Origin of the sequence: Enterobacter cloacae complex sp. I1M (assembly GCF_014982425.1) — a bacterium.
GTDB lineage: Bacteria > Pseudomonadota > Gammaproteobacteria > Enterobacterales > Enterobacteriaceae > Enterobacter > Enterobacter intestinihominis.
Genome location: NZ_JADCLG010000027.1, coordinates 61,856 through 84,243, shown reverse-complemented (window position 1 = coordinate 84,243; position 22,388 = coordinate 61,856). Strand labels below are relative to the sequence as shown.

General features: G+C 54.8%; 27 protein-coding genes and 1 other annotated feature. Of the genes, 10 read left to right on the top strand and 17 right to left on the bottom strand.

Going from position 1 to position 22,388, the window contains the following annotated elements:
- Nucleotides 1–167 precede the first annotated feature (167 nt).
- From hemP to INF86_RS16890, 6 genes are all read left to right on the top strand, one after another.
- Nucleotides 168–356, top strand: coding sequence for a hemin uptake protein HemP (hemP, locus tag INF86_RS16915; RefSeq protein WP_063163262.1), 189 nt, complete (start codon nt 168–170; stop codon nt 354–356).
- Between the two features lie 76 nt (nt 357–432).
- Nucleotides 433–2,415 carry a TonB-dependent hemoglobin/transferrin/lactoferrin family receptor gene (locus tag INF86_RS16910; RefSeq protein ID WP_048966247.1) on the top strand — a complete coding sequence of 661 codons (1,983 nt, stop codon included), beginning with the start codon at nt 433–435 and terminating at the stop codon, nt 2,413–2,415.
- Between the two features lie 35 nt (nt 2,416–2,450).
- The gene (gene chuS / locus INF86_RS16905; protein ID WP_193543743.1) at nt 2,451–3,479 is read left to right on the top strand and encodes a hematinate-forming heme oxygenase ChuS; all 1,029 of its coding nucleotides are present in this window, start codon (nt 2,451–2,453) and stop codon (nt 3,477–3,479) included.
- On the top strand, nt 3,476–4,294 hold the full coding sequence (locus INF86_RS16900; RefSeq protein ID WP_193543742.1) for a hemin ABC transporter substrate-binding protein: 819 nt from the start codon (nt 3,476–3,478) through the stop codon (nt 4,292–4,294). Before chuS ends, INF86_RS16900 begins: the two co-directional genes overlap by 4 nt.
- Nucleotides 4,294–5,286, top strand: coding sequence for an iron ABC transporter permease (locus tag INF86_RS16895; RefSeq protein ID WP_193543741.1), 993 nt, complete (start codon nt 4,294–4,296; stop codon nt 5,284–5,286). Before INF86_RS16900 ends, INF86_RS16895 begins: the two co-directional genes overlap by 1 nt.
- On the top strand, nt 5,279–6,058 hold the full coding sequence (locus INF86_RS16890; RefSeq protein WP_193543740.1) for a heme ABC transporter ATP-binding protein: 780 nt from the start codon (nt 5,279–5,281) through the stop codon (nt 6,056–6,058). The genes INF86_RS16895 and INF86_RS16890 overlap by 8 nt, the downstream gene beginning before the upstream one ends.
- Here INF86_RS16890 and selO read toward each other — a convergent pair.
- The 14 genes from selO to thrS all read right to left on the bottom strand — a co-directional run bounded on the left by selO (nt 6,055) and on the right by thrS (nt 18,697).
- On the bottom strand, nt 6,055–7,497 hold the full coding sequence (gene selO / locus INF86_RS16885) for a protein adenylyltransferase SelO (protein WP_193543739.1): 1,443 nt from the start codon (nt 7,495–7,497) through the stop codon (nt 6,055–6,057). The genes INF86_RS16890 and selO overlap by 4 nt on opposite strands.
- A 61-nt stretch (nt 7,498–7,558) precedes the next feature.
- Complete coding sequence (locus INF86_RS16880; RefSeq protein WP_022647843.1) at nt 7,559–8,272, bottom strand: EAL domain-containing protein; 714 nt, start codon at nt 8,270–8,272, stop codon at nt 7,559–7,561.
- Nucleotides 8,273–8,564: 292 nt separating this feature from the next.
- Complete coding sequence (locus INF86_RS16875) at nt 8,565–9,029, bottom strand: NlpC/P60 family protein (RefSeq protein WP_015570730.1); 465 nt, start codon at nt 9,027–9,029, stop codon at nt 8,565–8,567.
- 72 nt (nt 9,030–9,101) lie between these two features.
- On the bottom strand, nt 9,102–9,857 hold the full coding sequence (gene btuD, locus INF86_RS16870; RefSeq protein ID WP_022647841.1) for a vitamin B12 ABC transporter ATP-binding protein BtuD: 756 nt from the start codon (nt 9,855–9,857) through the stop codon (nt 9,102–9,104).
- Nucleotides 9,857–10,408: a glutathione peroxidase gene (locus tag INF86_RS16865; protein ID WP_150311878.1), complete on the bottom strand. Its 552-nt coding sequence runs from the start codon at nt 10,406–10,408 to the stop codon at nt 9,857–9,859. Before INF86_RS16865 ends, btuD begins: the two co-directional genes overlap by 1 nt.
- A 33-nt stretch (nt 10,409–10,441) precedes the next feature.
- Nucleotides 10,442–11,422, bottom strand: coding sequence for a vitamin B12 ABC transporter permease BtuC (gene btuC / locus INF86_RS16860; RefSeq protein WP_193543738.1), 981 nt, complete (start codon nt 11,420–11,422; stop codon nt 10,442–10,444).
- A gap of 103 nt (nt 11,423–11,525) precedes the next feature.
- Nucleotides 11,526–11,825: an integration host factor subunit alpha gene (gene ihfA, locus INF86_RS16855; protein ID WP_003857805.1), complete on the bottom strand. Its 300-nt coding sequence runs from the start codon at nt 11,823–11,825 to the stop codon at nt 11,526–11,528.
- A 4-nt stretch (nt 11,826–11,829) separates the two neighbouring features.
- Complete coding sequence (gene pheT / locus INF86_RS16850; RefSeq protein WP_193543737.1) at nt 11,830–14,217, bottom strand: phenylalanine--tRNA ligase subunit beta; 2,388 nt, start codon at nt 14,215–14,217, stop codon at nt 11,830–11,832.
- A gap of 15 nt (nt 14,218–14,232) precedes the next feature.
- Complete coding sequence (pheS, locus tag INF86_RS16845) at nt 14,233–15,216, bottom strand: phenylalanine--tRNA ligase subunit alpha (RefSeq protein ID WP_022647837.1); 984 nt, start codon at nt 15,214–15,216, stop codon at nt 14,233–14,235.
- Nucleotides 15,217–15,278: 62 nt separating this feature from the next.
- Nucleotides 15,279–15,403: a sequence feature (Phe leader region), on the bottom strand.
- On the bottom strand, nt 15,354–15,398 hold the full coding sequence (pheM, locus tag INF86_RS16840; RefSeq protein ID WP_001386830.1) for a pheST operon leader peptide PheM: 45 nt from the start codon (nt 15,396–15,398) through the stop codon (nt 15,354–15,356). (Overlaps the previous feature by 45 nt.)
- A gap of 117 nt (nt 15,404–15,520) precedes the next feature.
- Nucleotides 15,521–15,877, bottom strand: coding sequence for a 50S ribosomal protein L20 (gene rplT / locus INF86_RS16835; RefSeq protein WP_000124850.1), 357 nt, complete (start codon nt 15,875–15,877; stop codon nt 15,521–15,523).
- A 50-nt stretch (nt 15,878–15,927) separates the two neighbouring features.
- Nucleotides 15,928–16,125 (bottom strand): 50S ribosomal protein L35, encoded by a 198-nt coding sequence (gene rpmI / locus INF86_RS16830; RefSeq protein WP_001124225.1) that lies wholly within the window; start codon nt 16,123–16,125, stop codon nt 15,928–15,930.
- Nucleotides 16,126–16,222: 97 nt separating this feature from the next.
- Nucleotides 16,223–16,765 (bottom strand): translation initiation factor IF-3, encoded by a 543-nt coding sequence (gene infC, locus INF86_RS16825; protein WP_059443439.1) that lies wholly within the window; start codon nt 16,763–16,765, stop codon nt 16,223–16,225.
- A 3-nt stretch (nt 16,766–16,768) separates the two neighbouring features.
- Complete coding sequence (thrS, locus tag INF86_RS16820; protein ID WP_006809077.1) at nt 16,769–18,697, bottom strand: threonine--tRNA ligase; 1,929 nt, start codon at nt 18,695–18,697, stop codon at nt 16,769–16,771.
- A 323-nt stretch (nt 18,698–19,020) separates the two neighbouring features.
- Between thrS and yncL the strand changes: the two genes are divergently transcribed.
- Nucleotides 19,021–19,113, top strand: a complete 93-nt coding sequence (yncL, locus tag INF86_RS16815; protein WP_071785204.1) for a stress response membrane protein YncL — start codon at nt 19,021–19,023, stop codon at nt 19,111–19,113.
- A gap of 97 nt (nt 19,114–19,210) precedes the next feature.
- Nucleotides 19,211–19,318, top strand: coding sequence for a small membrane protein YniD (gene yniD / locus INF86_RS16810; RefSeq protein ID WP_003857815.1), 108 nt, complete (start codon nt 19,211–19,213; stop codon nt 19,316–19,318).
- A 149-nt stretch (nt 19,319–19,467) separates the two neighbouring features.
- Here yniD and INF86_RS16805 read toward each other — a convergent pair whose 3' ends face one another.
- From INF86_RS16805 to INF86_RS16795, 3 genes are all read right to left on the bottom strand, one after another.
- Nucleotides 19,468–19,701 carry a hypothetical protein gene (locus tag INF86_RS16805; RefSeq protein ID WP_032622263.1) on the bottom strand — a complete coding sequence of 78 codons (234 nt, stop codon included), beginning with the start codon at nt 19,699–19,701 and terminating at the stop codon, nt 19,468–19,470.
- Between the two features lie 264 nt (nt 19,702–19,965).
- Nucleotides 19,966–20,724 (bottom strand): YdiY family protein, encoded by a 759-nt coding sequence (locus tag INF86_RS16800; protein ID WP_022647833.1) that lies wholly within the window; start codon nt 20,722–20,724, stop codon nt 19,966–19,968.
- A 5-nt stretch (nt 20,725–20,729) separates the two neighbouring features.
- The gene (locus tag INF86_RS16795; RefSeq protein WP_193543736.1) at nt 20,730–21,002 is read right to left on the bottom strand and encodes a hypothetical protein; all 273 of its coding nucleotides are present in this window, start codon (nt 21,000–21,002) and stop codon (nt 20,730–20,732) included.
- A gap of 17 nt (nt 21,003–21,019) precedes the next feature.
- Here INF86_RS16795 and pfkB point away from each other — a divergent pair, with 17 nt between their 5' ends.
- Both pfkB and ghoS read left to right on the top strand, forming a co-directional pair.
- Nucleotides 21,020–21,952 (top strand): 6-phosphofructokinase II, encoded by a 933-nt coding sequence (pfkB, locus tag INF86_RS16790; protein ID WP_022647831.1) that lies wholly within the window; start codon nt 21,020–21,022, stop codon nt 21,950–21,952.
- A gap of 91 nt (nt 21,953–22,043) precedes the next feature.
- Nucleotides 22,044–22,334 (top strand): type V toxin-antitoxin system endoribonuclease antitoxin GhoS, encoded by a 291-nt coding sequence (ghoS, locus tag INF86_RS16785; RefSeq protein WP_003857822.1) that lies wholly within the window; start codon nt 22,044–22,046, stop codon nt 22,332–22,334.
- Nucleotides 22,335–22,388 lie beyond the last annotated feature (54 nt).

Genomic DNA, 22,388 nt, shown 5'->3' with positions numbered 1-22,388 from the left:
CTGGGGATCCCTCAGCCCCGTGGGAGAGGGTCGGGGTGAGGGCATCAGACCGCACCTCTCCCCCAAATTTGATCCCGTCACACAATTTTCATAAAAACGCTTGCCGTGAATTTGCAGTTTATTGATAATGATTATCATTGTTACATTGATTGTTATTTATAAACATTATGTCACCGACCGATAACAGCGCGGCAACGCCAGTAAAAACACACACAGCGCCGTCCCCTGCTTCCACCGATCGCCGCATCGACAGCAAAAGCCTGTTGGGTGAGGAAGGCCGGGTGATTATCGAGCATGACGGCCAGCACTACCTGCTGCGCCAGACCAATGCCGGAAAACTGATCCTGACTAAATAATCCAGACAACACATTCGCCAGCCACCCAGGTGATCCCCAGGCAGCCAGCGCTTTTCAATTCTTATGGAGAGTTGCTATGCCACACCTGCAATCCGCGTCTTTACGCCCGTCTCTTCTGGCGCTGGCAATTGTCAGCACCCTGCCGGGCGTTGCGTTTGCCGCCACAGACGATATCACCGTTACCGCCACCGGCAACGCCCGCAGCGCCTTCGAAGCCCCCATGATGGTAAGCGTGATTGACGCCACCGCGCCGGAAAACCAGACCGCCAGCTCCGCCGCCGACCTGCTGCGCAAGGTGCCCGGCCTGACGCTGGACGGCACCGGGCGCACCAACGGTCAGGACGTTAACCTGCGCGGTTACGACCGACGTGGCGTGCTGGTGCTGGTGGATGGCGTACGCCAGGGCACCGATACCGGACACCTGAACAGCACGTTCCTCGATCCGGCGCTGATCAAACGTATCGAAGTGGTACGTGGCCCTTCCGCCTTGCTGTACGGCAGCGGCGCGCTGGGCGGCGTAATTTCATATGACACCGTCGACGCCAGCGATATGCTGGACGCAGGTAAAAATAGCGGCTATCGCGTATTTGCTACCGGTGCAACGGGCGATCACAGCATCGGGATGGGCGCCAGCGCCTATGGCCGCACCGATACCCTGGACGGTGTGGTCTCCTGGTCCAGTCGCGATCGCGGCGACATTCGCCAGAGTGACGGCGCGAGGGCGCCAAACGACGAATCCATCAACAATATGCTGGCGAAAGGCAGCTGGAAAATTGATCCGGCTCAGACGCTGAGCGGCTCCCTGCGCTACTACAACAACGACGCGCAGGAGCCGAAAAACCCGCAGACCACGGATGCCAGCAGCAGTAACCCGATGACCGATCGTTCCACCATTCAGCGCGATGCCCAGCTTGGCTACCGCATTGCGCCAGCCGGAAACGACTGGCTGAACGCCGATGCGAAAATTTACTGGTCCGAAGCGCGGATCAACGCCCAGAACATCGACGCCAGCGGCGAGTTCCGTAAGCAGACCACCAAAGGCGGCAAAGTGGAAAACCGCACCCGCCTGTTCAGCGACTCCTTCGCCTCGCACCTGCTGACCTACGGCGGGGAATACTACCGTCAGGAGCAACACCCTGGCGGCGCGACCACCGGCTTCCCGGACGCTAAAATCGACTTCAGCTCCGGCTGGTTGCAGGATGAGATCACCCTGCGCGACCTGCCGGTAACGCTTCTCGGCGGGACGCGTTACGACAACTACCGCGGCAGCAGCGACGGTTACGACGACGTGGATGCGGATAAATGGTCATCACGCGCCGGGTTAACCGTGAGTCCAACCGACTGGCTGATGCTGTTCGGCTCTTACGCCCAGGCCTTCCGCGCGCCAACGATGGGCGAGATGTATAACGACTCAAAGCACTTCTCTATCGGCAGCTTCTACACTAACTACTGGGTGCCGAACCCGAACCTGCGTCCGGAGACCAACGAAACCCAGGAGTTCGGTTTTGGGCTGCGTTTTGACGATCTGCTACTCGCCAACGACGCGCTGGAGTTCAAAGCCAGCTACTTCGACACCAAAGCGAAAGATTACATCTCTACCACCGTCGATTTTGCGGCGGCCACTACCATGTCCTATAACGTACCAAATGCCAAAATCTGGGGCTGGGACATGATGGCGACCTACTCGACCAGCCTGTTCAACCTCGACGTGGCCTACAACCGCACGCGCGGGAAAGATACCGACACGGGTGAATATATCTCCAGCATCAACCCGGACACCGTCACCAGCAAGCTGGATATCCCGGTGGCGCAAAGCGGCTTCTCCGTGGGCTGGATCGGCACCTTCGTCGAACGTTCAACGCACATCAGCAGCAGCTACAGCGAGCAGCCTGGCTACGCAGTAAATGATTTCTACGTCAGTTATAAAGGCCAGCAGCAGTTCAAAGGCATCACCACCACCCTCGTGCTGGGGAACGCCTTCGACAAAGCCTACTGGTCACCGCAGGGCATCCCGCAGGATGGCCGCAACGGCAAGATCTTCGTCAGTTATCAATGGTAATTCCCTTCGGGGCAACGATTCAGAAGGATAAGATTATGGGTCACTACACACGCTGGCTTGAGCTTAAAGAAGAACATCCGGGTAAGTACGCCCGTGATATCGCCGGATTAATGCACATCAGCGAAGCAGAGCTGGCATTTGCGCGCGTTGGACACGACGCCTGGCGGCTGCGCGGTGAAATCCGCGAGATTCTGGCAGCGCTGGAGTCCGTGGGGGAAACCAAATGCATCTGCCGTAACGAATACGCCGTTCACGAACAGGTTGGAGCGTTTACTCACCAGCACCTCGGCGGTCATGCCGGGCTGGTGCTGAATCCGCGCGCGCTGGATCTGCGTTTGTTCCTCAACCAGTGGGCGAGCGCGTTTCACATTAGCGAAACGACCTCCCGCGGCGAACGTCAGAGCATTCAGTTCTTCGATCATCAGGGCGACGCTTTACTGAAGGTCTACACCACGGATCACACCGACGTTGCCGCCTGGGGCGACGTGCTGACCCGTTTTATCATTGCCGATAACCCCACTCTGGCACTGAAGGCTGTCGATGCCCCCGCGCATTCCGACGGTGCTGATGCAGGCTCGGTGGAGAAAGAGTGGCGCGCCATGACCGATGTGCATCAGTTCTTTAGCTTACTGAAGCGCCATAACCTGAGCCGCCAGCAAGCGTTTCGTCTGGTGAGTGACGATCTGGCCTGTAAGGTGGATAACAGCGCGCTGGCACAGCTGCTGGAGACGGCGCGACAGGACGGAAACGAAATCATGATCTTCGTCGGCAACCGCGGCTGCGTGCAGATCTTCACCGGTGTGGTGGAAAAACTGACGCCCATGAAAGGCTGGCTGAACATCTTCAACCCAACCTTTACCCTGCATCTGCTGGAGGAGACTATCGCCGAGACGTGGGTAACGCGTAAACCTACGGCGGACGGACACGTTACCAGCCTGGAGCTGTTTGCTGCGGATGGCACTCAGATCGCCCAGCTCTATGGGCAGCGTACCGAAGGCGAGCCTGAGCAGAGCCAGTGGCGTCGCCATATTGACGCCCTGACGCCGGAAGGGCTGGCCGCATGAAAAACTGGTTCGCCCTGCTCTGCGCCCTGCCGCTGGTCGCCGTCGCCGCGCCGAAGAGAATTGTCGCCCTCGGCGGCGACGTGACGGAGATCGTCTACGCCCTCGGCGCGGAGTCTTCTCTGGTTGCGCGCGACAGTACCAGCCAGTGGCCGCAGGCGACAAACGCGCTGCCTGACGTGGGGTATCTTCGCCAGCTGAATGCGGAGGGGATTTTATCCGTACGCCCGACGCTGGTGCTGGCAAGCGACCAGGCGCAGCCCTCTCTGGCGCTGAAGCAGGTTGAACAGAGCCACGTCCGGGTGGTTACCGTTCCCGGCACGCCTGACCTGCGCGCGATTGACGAAAAAGTACGGGTGATAGCTCAGGCGACGCATCATGAGGCGCAAGGGGAAACCCTGCGCAACTCGCTGCGTCAGGCGCTGGCGGCACTGCCCTCAACACCGCTCAACAAGCGGGTGCTGTTTATCCTCAGCCACGGCGGAATGACCGCAATGGCGGCCGGGCAACAGACCGGCGCGGATGCGGCAATACGCGCCGCCGGGTTGCAGAACGCCATGCAGGGCTTTACCCGCTATCAGCCGCTTTCCCAGGAGGGGGTGATGGCCAGCCAGCCGGATCTGGTGGTGATTTCGCAGGAGGGCCTTAACGCGCTGGGCGGCGAAGAAAATCTGTGGAAACTGCCCGGTCTGGCGCAAACGCCAGCGGGACGAAGCAAGCAGGTGCTGGCTATTGATGACATGGCCCTGCTGGGCTTCAGCGTCCGCACGCCGAAAGCCATACAACAGCTGCGTGCCAGAGCGGAGCAACTGCCCTGATGTCCCGGCGCATCACGTTATCGTTATGGCTTCTGGCGGGGTCGCTTACCGTCATGACGATCATGGCTACCGGTTTTGGGGCGTTACGCCTGCCGGTGAACGTGCTGTGGAGCGGCAGCGATGAGACGCTACGCCAGATCTGGCTCACCATCCGTCTGCCCCGCGTGCTGCTGGCGCTGGTGATTGGCGGGTCGCTGGCGCTCGCCGGCTGCGTCATGCAGGGGCTGTTCCGCAATCCACTGGCCGACCCGGGCCTGCTCGGGATCAGCAGCGGTGCGGCGCTGGCCGTCGCCCTGTGGGTGGTGCTCCCGCTCGCGCTGCCCGCGCTGGTGATGCTTTACGCCCCTATGCTGGCGGCATTTTTTGGAGCGCTGGCAGCCACAGGCGTGATCTTCCTGCTCAGCAAGCAGCATGACACCTCTCTGTCACGTCTGTTGCTGGTGGGTATCGCCATCAATGCCCTGTGCGGTGCGGCAGTGGGTGTGCTTTCGTGGGTCAGCAATGACGCCCAGTTGCGTCAGCTTTCACTCTGGGGAATGGGAAGTCTCGGTCAGGCGCAGTGGTCCACGCTGCTCGCCGTGACCTCGCTGATGGTGCCTGCCGCTCTGGCGATCTGGCGTTGTGCCAGCGCGTTAAATTTACTGCAACTGGGTGAAGAGGAAGCGCATTATCTCGGCGTGGACGTTGCCCTTGTACAGCGAATATTACTGTTATGCAGCGCTCTGCTGGTCGCTGCGGCTGTCGCCGTCAGCGGCGTGATTGGCTTTGTCGGACTCGTGGTACCGCACCTGATGCGCATGTGGCTGGGCGCCGATCACCGGGCAACCCTCCCCGGCACGGTTCTCGCGGGCGCTTTTCTGCTGCTGGTGGCAGATACGGTAGCCCGCACTCTGGTCGCCCCGGCAGAAATGCCGGTCGGGTTGCTCACCAGCATCCTTGGCGCCCCCTGGTTCTTATGGCTCATTTTTCGTCGTGGAGAACAGCATGGCTGAACGTTATACGGCTGAAAATCTGACTTTTACCCGTTCTGGCCGCACGCTGACAGATAACGTTTCGCTGTCACTGTCGCAGGGAGAGCTGGTTACATTGATCGGTCCCAACGGCGCGGGGAAATCCACGCTGCTGCGACTGCTGACCGGCTACCTGAAACCCGACAGCGGCGGCTGTTCGCTGGCGGGGAAAGCGCTGGATGAATGGCACCCGGAGACGCTGTCCCGCTATCGGGCAGTGATGCGTCAGCATACTCAGCCTGGATTTGACTGGCTGGTGGAGGAGATCGTTGGAATGGGGCGTGCGCCCTGGTCGCGTCAACCTGGACCGTCGATTGTGCGTGAGGTGATGCAGCTGACCGGTTGCCTGCCGCTGGCTGGCAGACGTTATCATTCCCTCTCGGGGGGCGAGCAGCAGCGCGTTCAGCTCGCCCGCGCGCTGGCGCAGCTGTGGCGTGAGGGAACGCCGCGCGGCTGGCTGTTTCTCGACGAACCCACTTCAGCGCTGGATCTCTACCACCAGCAGCATCTGCTGCGCCTGTTGAAATCGCTGACCCGTCTGGGTCATCTTCACGTCTGCGTGGTGCTGCACGATCTTAATCTCGCCGCGTTATGGTCGGACCGGATCCTGCTGTTACACAACGGCAGGATTGTTTCTCAGGGCATACCGGAGACGGTATTGCAGGCCGACGCGCTGGCGCGCTGGTACGGTGCGCAGGTGCACGTCGGCAGACATCCGGCGCACGCCGCACCGCAGGTTTTTCTCGCCCCTTAGCTTGAGCAGCTCACTTCCAGTCGCTTGCCCCAGTCCGGCGGGCGGCTGACATAGTCATCCTCCCGGTCAGCAAACGGCGTGCGCAGGGCGATATGCAGCCGATGCAGCTCGGCATAATCCCCCTGCTCTGCCTGCTCAATAGCCCGCTGCGCCAGCCAGTTGCGCAACACCATCGCCGGGTTAACCGCCTTCATCCGCGCCTGGCGGGTATCGTCATCAATCTGTTCCTGCTGTAAACGCGCCCGGTAAGTGGCAAACCAGTCATCAAACGCCTGTCGATCGATGAACTCGTCACGCAGCGGTGAAGCGGCGCTCTGCTGCGCAGTCTGGCTTAGCATACGGAAGGTTCGGGTATAGTCGCTGCCTTCACGCGCCATGATGGCAAACAGCCCATTCAGCAGCGCGTTATCGCCTTTTTCCTGCGTCATCAGCCCCAGCTTGTTGCGCATTAACACACCATATTCCCGCAGCAAGACCTCCTGATAGGTGTCGAGCGCATCGTTCAGGGCATCGACGTCGATAAACGGCGACAGGCTTTGCGCAAGCCGCTGAAGGTTCCACAGCCCCACCGCAGGCTGGTTGTCGAAACGGTAACGCCCCTGATAGTCCGAATGGTTACAGATGTAACCCGGTTGATAGTCATCAAGGAAGCCGTACGGACCGTAGTCAAACGTCAGCCCTAACAGGGACATGTTGTCGGTATTCATCACCCCGTGGGCAAAGCCGACGGCCTGCCAGCGGGCAATCATTGAGGCGGTGCGCGCGACAATATCACGGAACCAGAGAACATAGCAGTCCGGTTCGTCTTGCAGGTGCGGCCAGTGACGTCGAAGGGCGTAGTCGGCAAGCTGGCGGACTTTATCCGGCTCGCGGCGATAGTAGAAGTGTTCAAAATGACCGAAACGCAGATGGCTTTCCGCCACGCGGATCAGCATCGCCCCCTGCTCTATCGTCTCACGGGCCACCGGCGTGTCGCTGGTGACAATGGACAGCGCGCGTGAGGTGGGGATCCCCAGGGCATGCATCGCCTCGGAAGCCAGACTTTCACGAATGGTTGAACGCAGCACCGCGCGGCCATCCCCCATGCGTGAGTACGGTGTTAACCCTGCCCCTTTCAGGTGCCAGTCGAGCGTTTCGCCATTCGGCAGAACCTGTTCACCCAGCAGGATGCCGCGACCATCGCCGAGCTGTCCCGCCCAGACGCCAAACTGATGTCCGCTGTAGACCTGAGCCAGAGGCTTCATGCCCGGAAGCAGCGTTTCGCCGCCCCAGACACCGGCGCCCTTTTCTGGCTGAAAAAATGTCGAAGGGATGCCAAGCGAATCCGCTAATGCATCGTTATGCCAGATAAGACGCGCGTTCTGTAAAGGCGTGGGCTTAAGCGCGGTGTAAAAGCCGGGTAATTCATCGTGCCAGTGAGCAGTAAAAGACAGGGTCATAAGTCCTCCTGCTTTAAGTGTAGAGGGTTTCCCTTGACGTAAACACGGGCGAAGAAAGGGGTTATTGCTGAACGAGGGTCGTTACGCGTTCTGCCGGGACGGCAGGCCACAGGGTTCCCTGCATTGCGCCAAAATTGAAGGGCAGCACGCGTTGTAAGATGCCGTGATCGTCAATTCCCGAGACCATGACCGACTGACAATGCGGCGCGATCTGCCAGAGGATGGCGCGCATAAATGGCTCGAAAGAGAGCGCCGAGACGCGCTGATGAATAAAGTTTTTATCCAGAATCACCCGTTTGAACAGACCATCATACACCGGTTTAAGGGATGCAGCCCCTGCACCAAAGTTAGCCAGCACTAAGGGGAAATGGATCGCCATTCTTGCAAGCGTAAGATCGTCTTTCCCGTTATTTAAACCTGGATAGTTCTCATTAACAGTAAACTCAAGAAACGGATAACGATCAAGGATTGAAACAGCGTTCTCATTAGTTAATAAAAACTCAACAATTGCAGGTGTAATATTGATCCATGCAATTAACTGATGCTGAATAAAAAATAGCTTACAGGTATCGAGTAATTGCAGTTTTTCCTGAAACAGCACTAATTCATCTTCCTGAGAAAGATGAGGGATAACCAGTTCAGTAGGGATTCGTACGTCCGTACCCACGCCAGTAAAGTTAACCAAAATCTCTAAACCTTTAAGCAAACCTGCACTATCACGTGCCGGAAGGAGTAAAAGTTCAGACTGGTAAGCATTATCTAGCGTAATAATCATCGCCCTTGTCCTGCATTAAAGATGAGAGAGAACATCCTGGAGCAATTGCAGGCACAATTCCACTGTCTTGATTTTAATAAGATTAATTTCATTCTTTCCGTATTAATTTTCAGATTTTTCCCTGAATCTAAAATAATCTTATCCTGGTTATTGAATAATAGCCAGTTTTAGATAAAACAGGCACATGCTGACAAAAATAAGTGGGCAAAAATTTTACTTTAATCCACCCGCAAGAAAAGCCTGACGTCTATTTTCACCGCCAGGCCCTCCGCACTGCATCTTTATGCAGCGGTTAAATACGCCTGGCCTGCCAGAAATTTTTACGCCAGTAAACATTATCGAGAGAGGAGCGCATCACGCCGCGGCTGGTCGAGGCATGAATAAACTGATTATCGGTGTCATAAATGCCGACATGAAGGCCGCTTTCACCGGAACCTGTTTTAAAAAAGACCAGATCGCCGGGCAGGAGCTCGTCTTTATCAATTTCAGTGCCGATTTTCGCCTGCATACGCGTTTCACGCGGAAGCTGTAGGTCAAATTTATCGCGGAAAGTCATCAGCACAAATCCCGAGCAATCCACCCCGCCCCGGCTCATCCCGCCGTAGCGATAAGGGGTGCCGCGCCAGTTGCTGAGCTGATCGTTCAGGCTGGCAATGACCGTAATGGAATCGGAAAGCCGTGGGTTAGGCGGAGGTGCACGATGGCTGCTGCATCCTGCAAGAAATAGCGCCGCAACAAGGAGAAACCAGAATCGCATTTCAGACGAATCCTCTGCTTTTTTTGTTCTTTCGGTAATTTAGCGTGCATCTATGCGGCTGTGCAAGAAAGGTTACTCCTGCGCCGTGGAAATGAGCATCTTGTGGCCTTCAATATCCAGCCTCCGGAACGACATGTGGTAAGCACTCGCAAGATTGGGGGCCGTCAGCACGCTGTCGCGCGTTCCGCTGGCAATCAGTTTGCCACGCGCCAGCAACCACACCCGATGCGCGTGGCGCAACGTATGGTTTAAATCATGGCTGCTCATCACAATGGCGATGCCCTTGCGACACAGCGCGCTGAGCAGAGTATCCAGCGCTGCCTGCTGGGCAACGTCCAGTCCGCTCATCGGCTCGTCCAGCAGCAGCAACCGCCCGTGAGGATTTCCCACCGGATGAACCTGAAGGATGACGGCGGCCAGACGCACGCGCTGCCATTCGCCACCGGAAAGCTGGCTGGCCTGTCGGGTGAGCTTATCGTCTAACCCGAGCGCCGCAGCAACGTCATGGAGCAACGCTACCTGATTTTTATCAGGCAGGTGCAGCGTCAGGTAGTGCCAGACGGGCATTGCAAAGGGCGGAACCTGCTGCTGAACCAGATAGCTTCGACGGGAGGCGAGTGTAGAGGGTAGCCAGTTGACGAGCGATTGCCCGAGAAAGGTAATCTCCCCTTCCCCGCGGGTCAGCCCCGCCATGCGCGCCAGCAGCGTGCTTTTTCCGGCGCCGTTAGGCCCAACCAGGTGAAGGATTTCACCTGCGTTGACTGCGGCGGTAACAGGCTCAAGACGTCCCTTCCCGGCAACGCCTGTGAGCTGCATCAGCAGCGTCATTATTTCGCCAGCGCCAGCTTGATTGATTCCATCACGATAGGATCTTCAGGCGTCATGTCAGGCGAGAAACGCTGCACAACCTGACCGTCACGGCCAATCAGGAATTTTTCGAAGTTCCATAGAATATCGTCCGGATAGAGCGGCGCGCGACCTTTGCTCGCCATACGCTCATAGAAACCACTCTCTTCAGGCGCAACGGCGGTCGGCGCCGCAGCAACCAGTTTGGCATACAGCGGATGACGATTTTCCCCGTTCACATCAATTTTGCTGAACATCGGGAACGTCACACCATAGGTTGTGCTGCAAAAGGTCTTAATCTCCTCTTCGCTGCCCGGCTCCTGGCCCAGGAACTGGTTGCACGGGAAGCCGAGTACGGTAAAGCCGTCTTTTTCCCAGGCTTTATGAATGTCTTCCAGCTGTTCATACTGCGGCGTAAGGCCACATTTCGATGCCACGTTCACGATGAGCAGTACCTTGCCCTTATAGCCTTCCAGCGTGGTTTTCTCGCCGTCAATGGTAGTCACTTCGGTATTCAGAATATCAGACTGCATAGCATTCCCTCAGGTTGACTTACAGGTTGTGTTTTAACGTCCAGCTTTTAATAGTAGCCAGATAAAGACCGGTGCGCCCAGCGTTGCGGTCACCACGCCTATCGGCAACTCAGCGGCCGTCAGCGCAAGCCGGGCGATAATATCGGCAATCAGCAGCGTTGCCGCCCCGGCAACCGCCGAGGCAGGAAGCAGGGTTCGGTGGTCCGTAATACCGCACAGGCGCAGCATATGCGGGATCACCAGCCCAATAAAGCCAATCGCCCCCGCCAGCGCCACGCTTACGCCCACCATCCAGCCGATGGCGATAACCAGCGCGTTGCGCCAGAAGCCAATCGGCATCCCGAGCTGGCGAGCAGACGTTTCGCCCAGCGCGAGAATATTTAGCGGCTGCGCCTGGAACGCCGTCCACAGGATGACCGGGATCAGGAGCACCATCAGCCACCCCTGACGCCAGTCAACGCCACCAAATCCCCCCATCATCCAGTACATTAACTGGCGCAGATCGAAAGAGGTGGAGAAGTAGACGGCCCATGTCATCAGCGCGCTACAGATGATCCCCAACGCTACCCCGGCAAGCAGCAGCCGGCTGGTGGATAAATGGCGACGAGCAAAGCGCAGAAGGATGAGGGTTATCAACAGCGCGCCAAGGATGGCGCTGAGGCTAATCCCCCAGGCGGAGAGCTCGCCTCCCCCCAGCATCACGGCGGCGATAAGCCCGACGCCTGCGCCATTCGACACCCCGAGAAGTCCGGGTTCCGCCAGAGGGTTTTCAAATAATGCCTGCATGATCGTGCCGCACAGCGCCAGCGCAGCGCCGACTAAAAGCACAGCCAGCGTCCGTGGCAGGCGGATCTGCCAGACAAAGAGGTGTCCCTCAGGCGTAAACCAGCTTTCCGGTCCCAGCCACCGATCGCCCGCACACAGGCTGACGGTGGTGGCGACAATCATCAGCACCCCGAGCAGACACAGGCGGCGGAGATCGGAGCGGTGCTGAAGACGGGCAAGATCAAGCATAGACGATAGGTTATCCGGTTGAGATATCATTGATTTTACGGCGGGTTTAGCAAATAGCGCAAAGAAAAAAGGCCGCGTGAGCGGCCTTTTTAGTTAGTTCATATTACTCTGCTTTGGGCGTTGCGTTTTCGACACGGCTTTTTAACTTCTGTCCGGGTCTGAAGGTCACCACGCGGCGGGCTGTAATGGGAATATCTTCCCCCGTCTTCGGGTTACGGCCCGGACGTTGGTTTTTGTCTCGCAAATCAAAATTGCCAAAGCCGGAGAGTTTAACCTGCTCACCATTTTCCAGAGCACGACGGATCTCTTCGAAAAACAGCTCTACCAGCTCTTTGGCATCCCGTTTGCTAAGCCCAAGCTTATCAAACAGATATTCTGACATTTCAGCTTTTGTAAGCGCCATAGGTTCAATCCCTCAATGATGCCTGGAATCGCTCTTTTAATGCCTCTACACATTTGGCGACGGTAGCGGCAATCTCCTCTTCTTCGAGTGTACGGCTGGTATCCTGAAGGATAAGGCTAATAGCGAGGCTCTTGAAACCTTCTGCTACGCCCTTGCCGCGGTACACGTCAAATAAGTTTACGCCAACTACCTGATTTACGCCAACTTTCTTACATTCGGCCAAAATATCTGCTGCGGGCACATTTTCAGCGACCACAACCGCGATATCACGGCGGTTTGCCGGGAAGCGTGAGACGTCCTTTGCCTGAGGAATGACGCGGTCTGCAACCGGGTTCCACTCCAGCTCGAATACGATGGTACGACCATTCAGATCCAGCTTACGTTCCAGCTCTGGGTGAACAACCCCAATAAAACCAACACGTTTGCCCTCTAAATAGATCGCCGCACTCTGGCCCGGATGCAGGGCTGGAATCGCTTCTGCGCGGAATTCAATTTCGGATAATTTACCGGTCAGATCGAGAATCGCTTCCAGATCGCCCTTCATATCGTAGAAATCAACCGTCCCTTTTGCCAGGTCCCAGTGCTCTTCATAGCGGTTACCGCTAATGGCGCCAGCCAGCATGAGATCCTGACGGATGCCTAAATTGGCCTGAGTATCCGGTACAAAGCGCAAACCGCTTTCGAAAATACGCACGCGGTTCTGCTGACGGTTCTGGTTATAAACGATAGTACCCAACAGTCCCGTCCACAGGGACAGACGCATCGCTGACATCTCGCTGGAGATCGGGCTTGGCAGGATCAGCGCTTCCTGACCCGGGTGGATCAGCTGTTGCAGCTTAGGATCAACGAAGCTGTAGGTGATCACTTCCTGGTAGCCTTTGTCGTTCAGCATGGTTTTCACACGCTTCAGTGATAGATCGGCTTCGCGATGGCTGCCCATCACCAGACCCGCCTGCACCGGCTCGTCAGGGATATTGTTGTAGCCGTAAACGCGGGCCACTTCTTCCACCAGATCTTCTTCGATCTCCATGTCGAAACGCCAGGATGGCGCAACGGCTTTCCACTCATCCTGACCTTCAGTCACTTCGCAGCCCAGACGCGTCAGAATGTCGGTCACCTGCGCATCGGCAACGTGGTGACCAATCAAACGATCCAGCTTGCTGCGGCGCAGAGTAATGGTCGCACGCTTCGGCAGCGCCGCTTGGTTGGTCACATCGATAACCGGACCCGCTTCGCCGCCGCAGATGTCGATCAGCAGGCGAGTCGCACGCTCCATCGCTTTGTATTGCAGCGCAGGATCCACGCCACGCTCATAGCGGTGAGAAGCGTCAGTGTGCAGACCGTGACGGCGTGCGCGGCCGGTGATGGAGAGCGGGCTGAAGAACGCGCATTCCAGCAGGACGTTTTGCGTCTCGTCGTTGACGCCAGAGTGCTCGCCGCCGAAGATCCCGCCCATCGCCAGCGCTTTGTTGTGATCGGCAATTACCAGGGTGTCGGCGTTCAGTTTCGCTTCGCTGCCGTCCAGCAGAACCAGGGTTTCGCCCTCTTTCGCCATGCGCACAATAATACCCCCTTCGATACGATCTTTATCGAAGGCGTGCATTGGCTGGCCCAGCTCCAGCAGAACATAGTTGGTCACGTCAACCACAGCGTCGATAGAACGGATACCACAGCGACGCAGTTTCTCTTTCATCCACAGCGGGGTTGGCGCTTTAACGTTAATACCTTTCACCACGCGACCGAGGTAGCGCGGACATGCGTCAGGGGCGTCAACCTGAATCGGCAGCACGTCACTGATGGTTGCCTCAACCGGAGCGATCTCCGGCTCGTTCAGTTCGGTCTGGTTCAGAACGGCCACGTCGCGGGCTACACCGATGATACCTAAGCAGTCGGCACGGTTTGGCGTCACGCTGATTTCGATGGTGTTGTCATCAAGCTTCAGGTATTCGCGGATATCGGTACCCACTGGTGCATCCTGCGGCAGCTCGATAATCCCGGAGTGATCGTCGGAAATGCCCAGCTCGGAGAAGGAGCACAGCATGCCTTCAGACGGCTCACCGCGCAGCTTAGCCGCTTTGATTTTGAAATCGCCCGGCAGTACCGCGCCGACGGTCGCCACGGCTACCTTCAGGCCCTGTCGGCAGTTTGGCGCACCGCAGACGATATCCAGCAGACGGTCACCGCCCACATTGACTTTTGTTACGCGCAGTTTGTCGGCGTTAGGGTGCTGGCCACACTCAACCACTTCACCTACCACGACGCCGGTAAAGGCGCCAGAAACAGGATCCACGCCATCAACTTCCAGACCCGCCATGGTGATCTGGTTAGAAAGCGCGTCGCTGTCCAGCGTGGTGTTAACCCATTCGCGTAACCACAGTTCACTGAATTTCATTGTTCTTTCCTGCCCTTATTTAAACTGTTTGAGGAAACGCAGATCGTTTTCGAAGAACGCACGTAAGTCGGTTACGCCGTAGCGCAGCATGGTAAGACGCTCCATGCCCATACCGAACGCAAAGCCGGAGTATACTTCCGGATCGATACCTACGTTGCGCAGTACGTTTGGATGCACCATGCCGCAGCCCAGCACTTCCAGCCATTTACCGTTTTTACCCATCACGTCAACTTCCGCAGAAGGTTCAGTGAACGGGAAGTAGGACGGACGGAAACGAACCTGCAAATCTTCCTCAAAGAAGTTGTTCAGGAAATCGTGCAGTGTGCCTTTCAGGTTGGTGAAGCTGATGTTTTTATCAACAATCAGACCTTCCATCTGGTGGAACATTGGGGTGTGGGTCTGATCGTAGTCGTTACGGTATACGCGACCCGGCGCGATGATGCGGATCGGTGGAGCCTGCTCCTTCATGGTACGGATCTGAACGCCAGATGTCTGAGTACGCAGCAGACGGGTGGCGTCGAACCAGAAAGTGTCGTGGTCAGCGCGTGCCGGATGATGGCCAGGAATGTTAAGGGCATCGAAGTTGTGGTAGTCATCTTCAATTTCCGGGCCAGTCGCCACGGTAAAGCCGAGCTCACCGAAGAAACTTTCAATACGATCGATAGTACGGGTAACCGGATGCAGACCGCCGTTTTCGATACGGCGACCCGGCAGAGAAACGTCAATCGTTTCTGCCGCCAGACGCGCATTCAGTACTGCACTTTCCAGCTCGGCTTTACGTGCGTTCAGCGCCTGTTGTACCTGCTCTTTGGCTTCGTTAATCACTGCACCTGCTGCCGGGCGCTCCTCTGCTGGCAGTTCACGCAGGGTAGTCATCTGAAGGGTCAGATGCCCTTTCTTGCCCAGATATTCGACGCGGACATTGTCTAACGCGGCAACATCTGAGGCCTGGTTAATGGCGGCCGTTGCACTGGCAACCAGCTCTGCGAGATGTGACATGGTTTTCCTCATTATGTCGGTGCAGACACCGAATTGTTGGACGTAATCTCTCAAATTCAGGCACAAAAAAAGCCTCCATCGGGAGGCTTATCTGGCGCTGTTTTTCGTTTCATCTTTCACGCGCTAGCCTCCTGAAGTCAGGTGCTAAAGTAAAAGAAGAAGCGGAAAATAGCAGCATTCATGCTTGCGTTACCTTGTAGGGTAAAAACCGTTAAGACCTTATTGAAAAGCCTGGACGGGTAAATGTCAATCTTCTGATAAGGCGATATGAAAAGAGGGAGCAAAGCCCCCTCTTTCAACTGGCTTATGCCAGTGCTGCTTTCGCTTTTTCGACCAGAGCGGTGAACGCTACTTTGTCGAATACTGCGATGTCAGCCAGGATCTTACGGTCGATTTCAACAGAGGCTTTTTTCAGGCCGTTGATGAATTTGCTGTAAGAAATACCGTTCTGACGTGCTGCTGCGTTGATACGCGCAATCCACAGTTGACGGAACTGACGCTTACGCTGACGACGGTCACGGTAAGCGTACTGACCTGCTTTGATAACAGCCTGGAAGGCAACGCGGTATACGCGTGAACGCGCACCGTAGTAGCCTTTAGCTTGTTTCAAAATTTTCTTGTGACGTGCACGTGCAATTACACCACGTTTTACGCGAGCCATGTGTGCTCTCCTGTATCTATTCTAAGTTAAAAAAGTTAAACGTTAACGACTTATGCGTACGGCAGGCACGCGATGACCAGGCCCAGATCGCCTTTAGAAACCATGGCTTTTGGACGCAGGTGACGTTTACGCTTGGTAGCTTTCTTAGTCAGAATGTGACGCAGGTTAGCGTGCTTGTGCTTAAAACCACCTTTACCGGTTTTTTTGAAGCGCTTAGCAGCACCGCGTACGGTCTTAATTTTTGGCATTTTAATAACTTCCACTTCGCATTGTTAAATAAACGAAACATAGGCGAACAAAACCTATGGGGCCCGAAGGCTCCACAGATTTTGCTGCTTGAAGGCCTTACTGTTTCTTCTTAGGAGCGAGCACCATGATCATCTGGCGGCCTTCGATCTTCGTTGGGAAGGATTCGACTACTGCCAGTTCACTCAGATCTTCACGGACGCGGTTAAGCACTTCCATACCAATCTGTTGGTGGGCCATCTCACGACCGCGGAAACGCAGCGTGATCTTGGCCTTATCGCCATCTTCCAGAAAGCGAATCAGGCTGCGGAGTTTTACCTGATAATCGCCATCGTCGGTACCAGGACGGAATTTGATTTCCTTAACCTGGATAACTTTTTGCTTCTTCTTCTGTTCCTTAGAAGATTTACTCTTTTCATAAAGGAACTTGCCGTAGTCCATAATACGACAAACTGGCGGTTCGGCGTTAGGGCTGATTTCAACTAAATCTACTCCAGCTTCTTCAGCTTTTTCGATCGCTTCTCTCAGACTCACAATCCCCAGTGGTTCACCTTCAAGATCTGTTAAGCGAACTTCCTGGGCGCGAATCTCGCCATTGATACGATTCGGACGTGCCGTTTGAACTCGTTTTCCGCCTTTAATACCTTATTCCTCCAGTTGTTGAAGACTGCGGCTGCGAATCTCTTGTTGCAGCTTCTCAATCACTTCACTTACGTCCAGGCTCCCCAGGTCTTTACCACGGCGGGTGCGAACGGCAACTTTGCCTGCTTCCACCTCTTTATCACCACAGACCAACATATACGGGACACGACGTAAAGTGTGCTCGCGGATTTTAAAGCCAATCTTCTCATTTCTCAAGTCTGCTTTTACGCGAATGCCCGCATTTTGTAGTTTCTGCGTCAATTCTTTAACGTAATCCGCCTGAGAATCGGTAATGTTCATCACAACTACCTGCACTGGCGCAAGCCAGGTTGGGAAGAAGCCCGCGAACTCTTCAGTCAGGATGCCGATGAAGCGCTCCAGTGAACCGAGAATCGCACGGTGAATCATAACCGGCACCTGACGCTCGTTGTCTTCGCCAACATAAGAGGCGCTTAAACGCTGCGGCAGGGAGAAGTCCAGCTGTACCGTTCCGCACTGCCATGCGCGATCGAGGCAGTCATACAGGGTAAATTCAATTTTTGGACCGTAGAATGCGCCCTCGCCCAGCTGGTATTCGAACGGAATACCGTTCTCTTCCAGCGCCACGGCGAGATCCGCCTCTGCGCGATCCCATGTCTCATCGCTACCGATACGTTTTTCCGGACGCGTTGAGAGTTTGACCACGATCTTCTCGAAGCCAAAGGTGCTGTACATATCGTAGACCATACGAATACAGGCGTTAACTTCATCACGTACCTGATCTTCAGTACAGAAAATATGCGCATCATCCTGAGTAAAGCCACGAACACGCATCAGACCGTGCAGCGCACCTGATGGCTCGTTACGGTGGCAGCTACCGAACTCCGCCATACGCAGCGGCAGATCGCGGTAGGATTTCAGACCCTGGTTGAAGATCTGAACGTGGCCCGGACAGTTCATTGGCTTGATGCAGTATTCACGGTTCTCAGACGAAGTGGTGAACATCGCATCTTTGTAGTTGTCCCAGTGGCCGGTTTTTTCCCACAGCACACGGTCCATCATGAACGGGCCTTTCACTTCCTGATACTGGTACTCTTTCAGCTTGGAGCGCACGAACGTTTCCAGTTCACGGAAAATTGTCCAGCCGTCGTTATGCCAGAACACCATCCCCGGCGCTTCTTCCTGCATATGATACAGGTCAAGCTGCTTACCGATTTTACGGTGGTCACGCTTAGCCGCCTCTTCCAGGCGTTGCAGGTACGCGTTCAGGGCTTTCTTATCGGCCCACGCGGTACCATAGATACGCTGCAACATTTTATTGTTGCTGTCGCCACGCCAGTAGGCGCCTGCGATTTTCATCAGTTTGAAGTGATGACAGAAGCGCATATTCGGCACGTGCGGTCCACGGCACATGTCGACATATTCTTCGTGATGGTACAAGCCAGGCTTGTCATCATGAGCGATGTTTTCATCAAGAATCGAGACTTTATAGCTCTCGCCGCGCTTCACGAAGGTTTCACGCGCTTCATGCCAGCTGACTTTCTTCTTGATGACGTCATAGTTCGTTTCGGCGAGCTCATGCATACGTTTTTCGAGCGCGTCGATATCTTCCTGTGTCAGGGTGTGGTCAAGGTCAACGTCGTAGTAGAAGCCGTTGTCGATAACCGGGCCGATCGCCATTTTGGTGTTGGGCCACAGCTGCTTAATAGCATGACCTAACAGGTGCGCACAGGAGTGACGAATGATCTCCAGACCTTCTTCGTCTTTCGCGGTGATGATCGCAAGCGTTGCATCGCTTTCAATCAGATCGGACGCGTCTACCAGTTCACCGTTTACGCGGCCTGCAATGGTTGCTTTTGCGAGTCCAGGACCGATATCCAGTGCAACATCCATTGGGCTTACAGCGTGGTCGAAATGGCGTTGGCTGCCATCAGGAAGAGTAATTACAGGCATTTTATATCCTTATTTGCAGTGATGCCCCACACATAAGAGCATATACAAAGAAAATAATCGTGATTAAACAGTAGATTACGAAACCATCTGACCAACAATCGTCAAATTGGTTCGTCATCATGCACCTGCCGATTCAGATAAATGCGGATTTACGGCAAGCAGCGTAATGGTAACACTATTAACAGGGCGAATGCACCTTCCCGCGACCGATTTGAACCGCTCATCCTTATGTCTGCGTTTATGAACTTTTGTTGACGGGGGCTCGCAATCCGAAAGTGCTGAGCTATTCTTGATCTGGTCCTTAAACATCGAAGGGGTATCACATGAATGTATCGAGCAGAACCGTTGTGATATTGAATCTACTTTCCGCTGCTGGTCTGGTATTGATACTGGCCGACAGATTCCACTGGTTTTAAGCCGAACCGCTGTTCTGGCATACCTGTTGTCCCGGGTAAAGCGCTTTCTGGCGCAGACTTTGGTAGACTAAGGGTATCAACTGACAAGGATTGGGTTATGCCAACAAAAAGATTTGCCGTTAAGCACTGGAAAATGGTCGTGGTGTTAATCGCTATTTGCGGCGCGATGTTGCTGCTGCGCTGGGCCGCGATGATCTGGGGCTAATATTATGTCAGCGAAGACGTGCCGTGAATTTACTGAATAAATCTTAACTATCTTTACGATAATTTATGGTCCAAAACCGGTACGTCATAATCCGGTTTTCGCCAGGCTGTGACAGCGTATATATTCCATCACATGTGGCAGTTGAAATATCAGGACCACTCACCCGCCACCAGCTTGTGTACATCAAATGCATCATTCATTGACTGGCCGGTAGACTGGGAGCCAGGGGCAATGTTGGAGCCTGCTTCAACATCAGAGGCTTTAGCGATCCCGACTGGGCTGTTAACGTCACTGGCAGGTTGCGTCATATTATCAGCAGCAAATACGCCAAATGAAAGTGCGGAAAGCACCATCGCTGCTGTAGCGGTTTTGATTTTTTTCATAATTCTGTTCTCATACTTAATTAATGCAGAAATGCCTGAGGCGAGTTTTTTGCCTGTGCCGTAAGTGTAGATCTGGATCACACTTTTGCCTAGTCAAATTATTTATCAAATCGTGTCAAATAAACTGAATAAGGCCTGGTCGCCTAATTATGGAGAAATTATGAAGACGAAAGCATGCCTATTATTTCAAAACGCCGTTTAATATAAATAAGCACAGTTTCAAAAAATAAAAAACAGGCCGAGAATAGTCCCGGCCCGAAGAAATTACATTTTATAACCTAAAGAAATCGTGGTTCGGCGATCGGTATGTTCCGGCGCGGAATCAGGCGGTGATGAGTTCCAGGTTACGTTGTACGCCACCTTGAGTCCAAAGTGTTCGTTGATAGCCACGTTCAACGCACTTTCAGAGTTCAGCGTTGTATCTTCAGCACCAAACACCGACACACCCTGGGTGAATTTCGCGTTGTCAGTCATTTGCCATGCGTAGGTGCCCGATGCATAACCCAGCGGCTGGGTTTCATCTTCGCCGTTGGTGTACTCGTCGTAACGGACACCCGGACCGAATTCAAAACGGAGGCTGTGCACTGGTCCATTCAGGAACTGACGACCATAACCCGCAGTCATGACATCGCGCTGGCGATAGCCGTTGTAGCGGTCAGTAAGCCAACTCGCCTGCCCAAACAGGTAGTCATAATCTGTCATGTTGTAACGGCTACGCCCACCTACCGCGTATTTCTCAGAGGAGCGTTCATCGTTAGCAGATGTGTTGCTGGCATTGCCCCACAGCGACCAGGCCGTGGTGTTGCCGTACCAGGTCAGGGTGCTGTCTGCGGTCATGGAGGAGCTTTTCGTGTTACCGGATTGCGCCAGATACCCGGCATTCACGTTACCTTCAAAGGGTTTTTTGGCAGTGGAGGGATCGTCCATGACAGTAAAAACGGTATCATCGGCGGTTGCATTCAGTGACGCAAATACGCCACCCGCCAGCATCAGTGCTGCGGGTACTGTCTTCAAAAGCTTCATTTATTTTAGGAGTCCGTACAACATAAAAAGAGACCGTCACGGTCTCGGAAACTTTCTTGCGGATCAATGACAAGGCGACCATAGAAAGGTAACAAATTATAAAAAGCCGCAAATAACATAGCAATAATTTCTTCTTTCATTTTTTGAATAAGAACGATCCCAAAACGCGATTTAATGTATATACCCGGCCAAGGTTTTTTGTCAGTATTCATTTTTAAAATCATACTGTTATTTACGTTGCCTTCCTGCCAAACGGTGCCAGGCTTAAAATAACCCATGATAAAAGGAGGTCATGATGGCTTCGATTTACACGCTGACGCTCTCCCCTTCCCTCGACTCTGCGACCATGACGCCGCAAATCTATCCGGAAGGTAAGCTGCGCTGTAGCGCGCCGGTGTTTGAGCCGGGCGGCGGCGGCATTAACGTGGCGCGCGCCATTACCCATCTCGGCGGAAAAGCAACCGCCATCTTCCCCGCTGGCGGCGCCACAGGTGAGCATCTGGTTGCGTTGCTGGCAGATGAACAGGTTGCCGTAGATACCGTTGACGCCAGAGACTGGACCCGGCAAAACCTGCATGTCCATGTTGAATCCAGCGGCGAGCAATATCGTTTTGTGATGCCAGGGGCGAAGTTGAGCGATGATGAGTTTCGTCAACTGGAAGAGAAAGTGCTGACCATTGAAAGCGGCTCATTGCTGGTGATCAGCGGTAGCCTGCCGCCGGGCGTCAAAACAGAAAAGCTGACGGCACTGGTTCAGGCGGTGCTCCAGCGCGGCATCCGCTGCATTGTCGATAGCTCAGGCGATGCCCTGAAGGCGGCGTTAGAGCCCGGACAACTTGAACTTGTCAAACCTAACCAGAAAGAGCTCAGTGCGCTTGTCAATCGCGAGCTCAACCAGCCTGATGACGTGCGTACTGCCGCAGAAGAGCTGGTACGCACGGGCAAAGCGCATCGCGTTGTAGTCTCTCTCGGTCCTCAGGGTGCGCTGGCCGTCGACAAGACGGGCTGCGTGCAGGTTGTTCCACCACCGATGAAAAGTCAGAGTACCGTGGGTGCCGGTGACAGTATGGTTGGCGCGATGGTGCTGAAGCTGGCGCAGGGCGCTTCGCTTCTGGAGATGGCACGCTATGGCGTCGCGGCAGGGAGCGCTGCCACCATCAATCAGGGAACCCGTCTGTGTTCGCTTGCGGATACTCAGAAAATTGTCGATTACCTGGCGAGAAGCTGAACGTGCTTCCCCTTCCCGTGGAGGGGGAAGTCGCCAAATATGGCTTATCGACTATGCTAAGAAAACTTTCAGGATAACAACGAGGTGAATTATGAGCAGTGGTGATATCACCCGCTACGTCGTAACCGTCAATATTCATGAAGCATCGCTGACCGAACTGAATGAACTCAACAACGCTTTCACGCGGGCGAATTTTCTGCTCACGCTGACGGACGATGAGGGCAATATTCACGATCTCGGCTCGCTGGCCTTTGGCCTGATAAGCCCGCTGAGTCAGGAGGAGGTGAAGGCGCTGGCCAGTAGCCTGGTGGAAAGCGTGACTGACAAAGCCACGGAAATTGATGTGGATAGCTGGGAAAACTGGCATAAAAAAGAACAATAAGTGCCCTGTACAAAATTAAACCGCTCAGTTGTGCGTTAGTTCCTGTTTTTTTAT

Excerpts from the sequence above, each read along its gene's own strand:
- hemP (WP_063163262.1), top strand. The coding sequence starts at position 168 with ATGTCACCGACCGATAACAGCGCGGCAACGCCAGTAAAAACACACACA.
- INF86_RS16910 (WP_048966247.1), top strand. The coding sequence starts at position 433 with ATGCCACACCTGCAATCCGCGTCTTTACGCCCGTCTCTTCTGGCGCTG.
- chuS (WP_193543743.1), top strand. The coding sequence starts at position 2,451 with ATGGGTCACTACACACGCTGGCTTGAGCTTAAAGAAGAACATCCGGGT.
- INF86_RS16900 (WP_193543742.1), top strand. The coding sequence starts at position 3,476 with ATGAAAAACTGGTTCGCCCTGCTCTGCGCCCTGCCGCTGGTCGCCGTC.
- INF86_RS16895 (WP_193543741.1), top strand. The coding sequence starts at position 4,294 with ATGTCCCGGCGCATCACGTTATCGTTATGGCTTCTGGCGGGGTCGCTT.
- INF86_RS16890 (WP_193543740.1), top strand. The coding sequence starts at position 5,279 with ATGGCTGAACGTTATACGGCTGAAAATCTGACTTTTACCCGTTCTGGC.
- selO (WP_193543739.1), bottom strand. The coding sequence starts at position 7,497 with ATGACCCTGTCTTTTACTGCTCACTGGCACGATGAATTACCCGGCTTT.
- INF86_RS16880 (WP_022647843.1), bottom strand. The coding sequence starts at position 8,272 with ATGATTATTACGCTAGATAATGCTTACCAGTCTGAACTTTTACTCCTT.
- INF86_RS16875 (WP_015570730.1), bottom strand. The coding sequence starts at position 9,029 with ATGCGATTCTGGTTTCTCCTTGTTGCGGCGCTATTTCTTGCAGGATGC.
- btuD (WP_022647841.1), bottom strand. The coding sequence starts at position 9,857 with ATGACGCTGCTGATGCAGCTCACAGGCGTTGCCGGGAAGGGACGTCTT.
- INF86_RS16865 (WP_150311878.1), bottom strand. The coding sequence starts at position 10,408 with ATGCAGTCTGATATTCTGAATACCGAAGTGACTACCATTGACGGCGAG.
- btuC (WP_193543738.1), bottom strand. The coding sequence starts at position 11,422 with ATGCTTGATCTTGCCCGTCTTCAGCACCGCTCCGATCTCCGCCGCCTG.
- ihfA (WP_003857805.1), bottom strand. The coding sequence starts at position 11,825 with ATGGCGCTTACAAAAGCTGAAATGTCAGAATATCTGTTTGATAAGCTT.
- pheT (WP_193543737.1), bottom strand. The coding sequence starts at position 14,217 with ATGAAATTCAGTGAACTGTGGTTACGCGAATGGGTTAACACCACGCTG.
- pheS (WP_022647837.1), bottom strand. The coding sequence starts at position 15,216 with ATGTCACATCTCGCAGAGCTGGTTGCCAGTGCAACGGCCGCCATTAAC.
- rplT (WP_000124850.1), bottom strand. The coding sequence starts at position 15,877 with ATGGCTCGCGTAAAACGTGGTGTAATTGCACGTGCACGTCACAAGAAA.
- rpmI (WP_001124225.1), bottom strand. The coding sequence starts at position 16,125 with ATGCCAAAAATTAAGACCGTACGCGGTGCTGCTAAGCGCTTCAAAAAA.
- thrS (WP_006809077.1), bottom strand. The coding sequence starts at position 18,697 with ATGCCTGTAATTACTCTTCCTGATGGCAGCCAACGCCATTTCGACCAC.
- yncL (WP_071785204.1), top strand. The coding sequence starts at position 19,021 with ATGAATGTATCGAGCAGAACCGTTGTGATATTGAATCTACTTTCCGCT.
- yniD (WP_003857815.1), top strand. The coding sequence starts at position 19,211 with ATGCCAACAAAAAGATTTGCCGTTAAGCACTGGAAAATGGTCGTGGTG.
- INF86_RS16805 (WP_032622263.1), bottom strand. The coding sequence starts at position 19,701 with ATGAAAAAAATCAAAACCGCTACAGCAGCGATGGTGCTTTCCGCACTT.
- INF86_RS16800 (WP_022647833.1), bottom strand. The coding sequence starts at position 20,724 with ATGAAGCTTTTGAAGACAGTACCCGCAGCACTGATGCTGGCGGGTGGC.
- INF86_RS16795 (WP_193543736.1), bottom strand. The coding sequence starts at position 21,002 with ATGGGTTATTTTAAGCCTGGCACCGTTTGGCAGGAAGGCAACGTAAAT.
- pfkB (WP_022647831.1), top strand. The coding sequence starts at position 21,020 with ATGGCTTCGATTTACACGCTGACGCTCTCCCCTTCCCTCGACTCTGCG.
- ghoS (WP_003857822.1), top strand. The coding sequence starts at position 22,044 with ATGAGCAGTGGTGATATCACCCGCTACGTCGTAACCGTCAATATTCAT.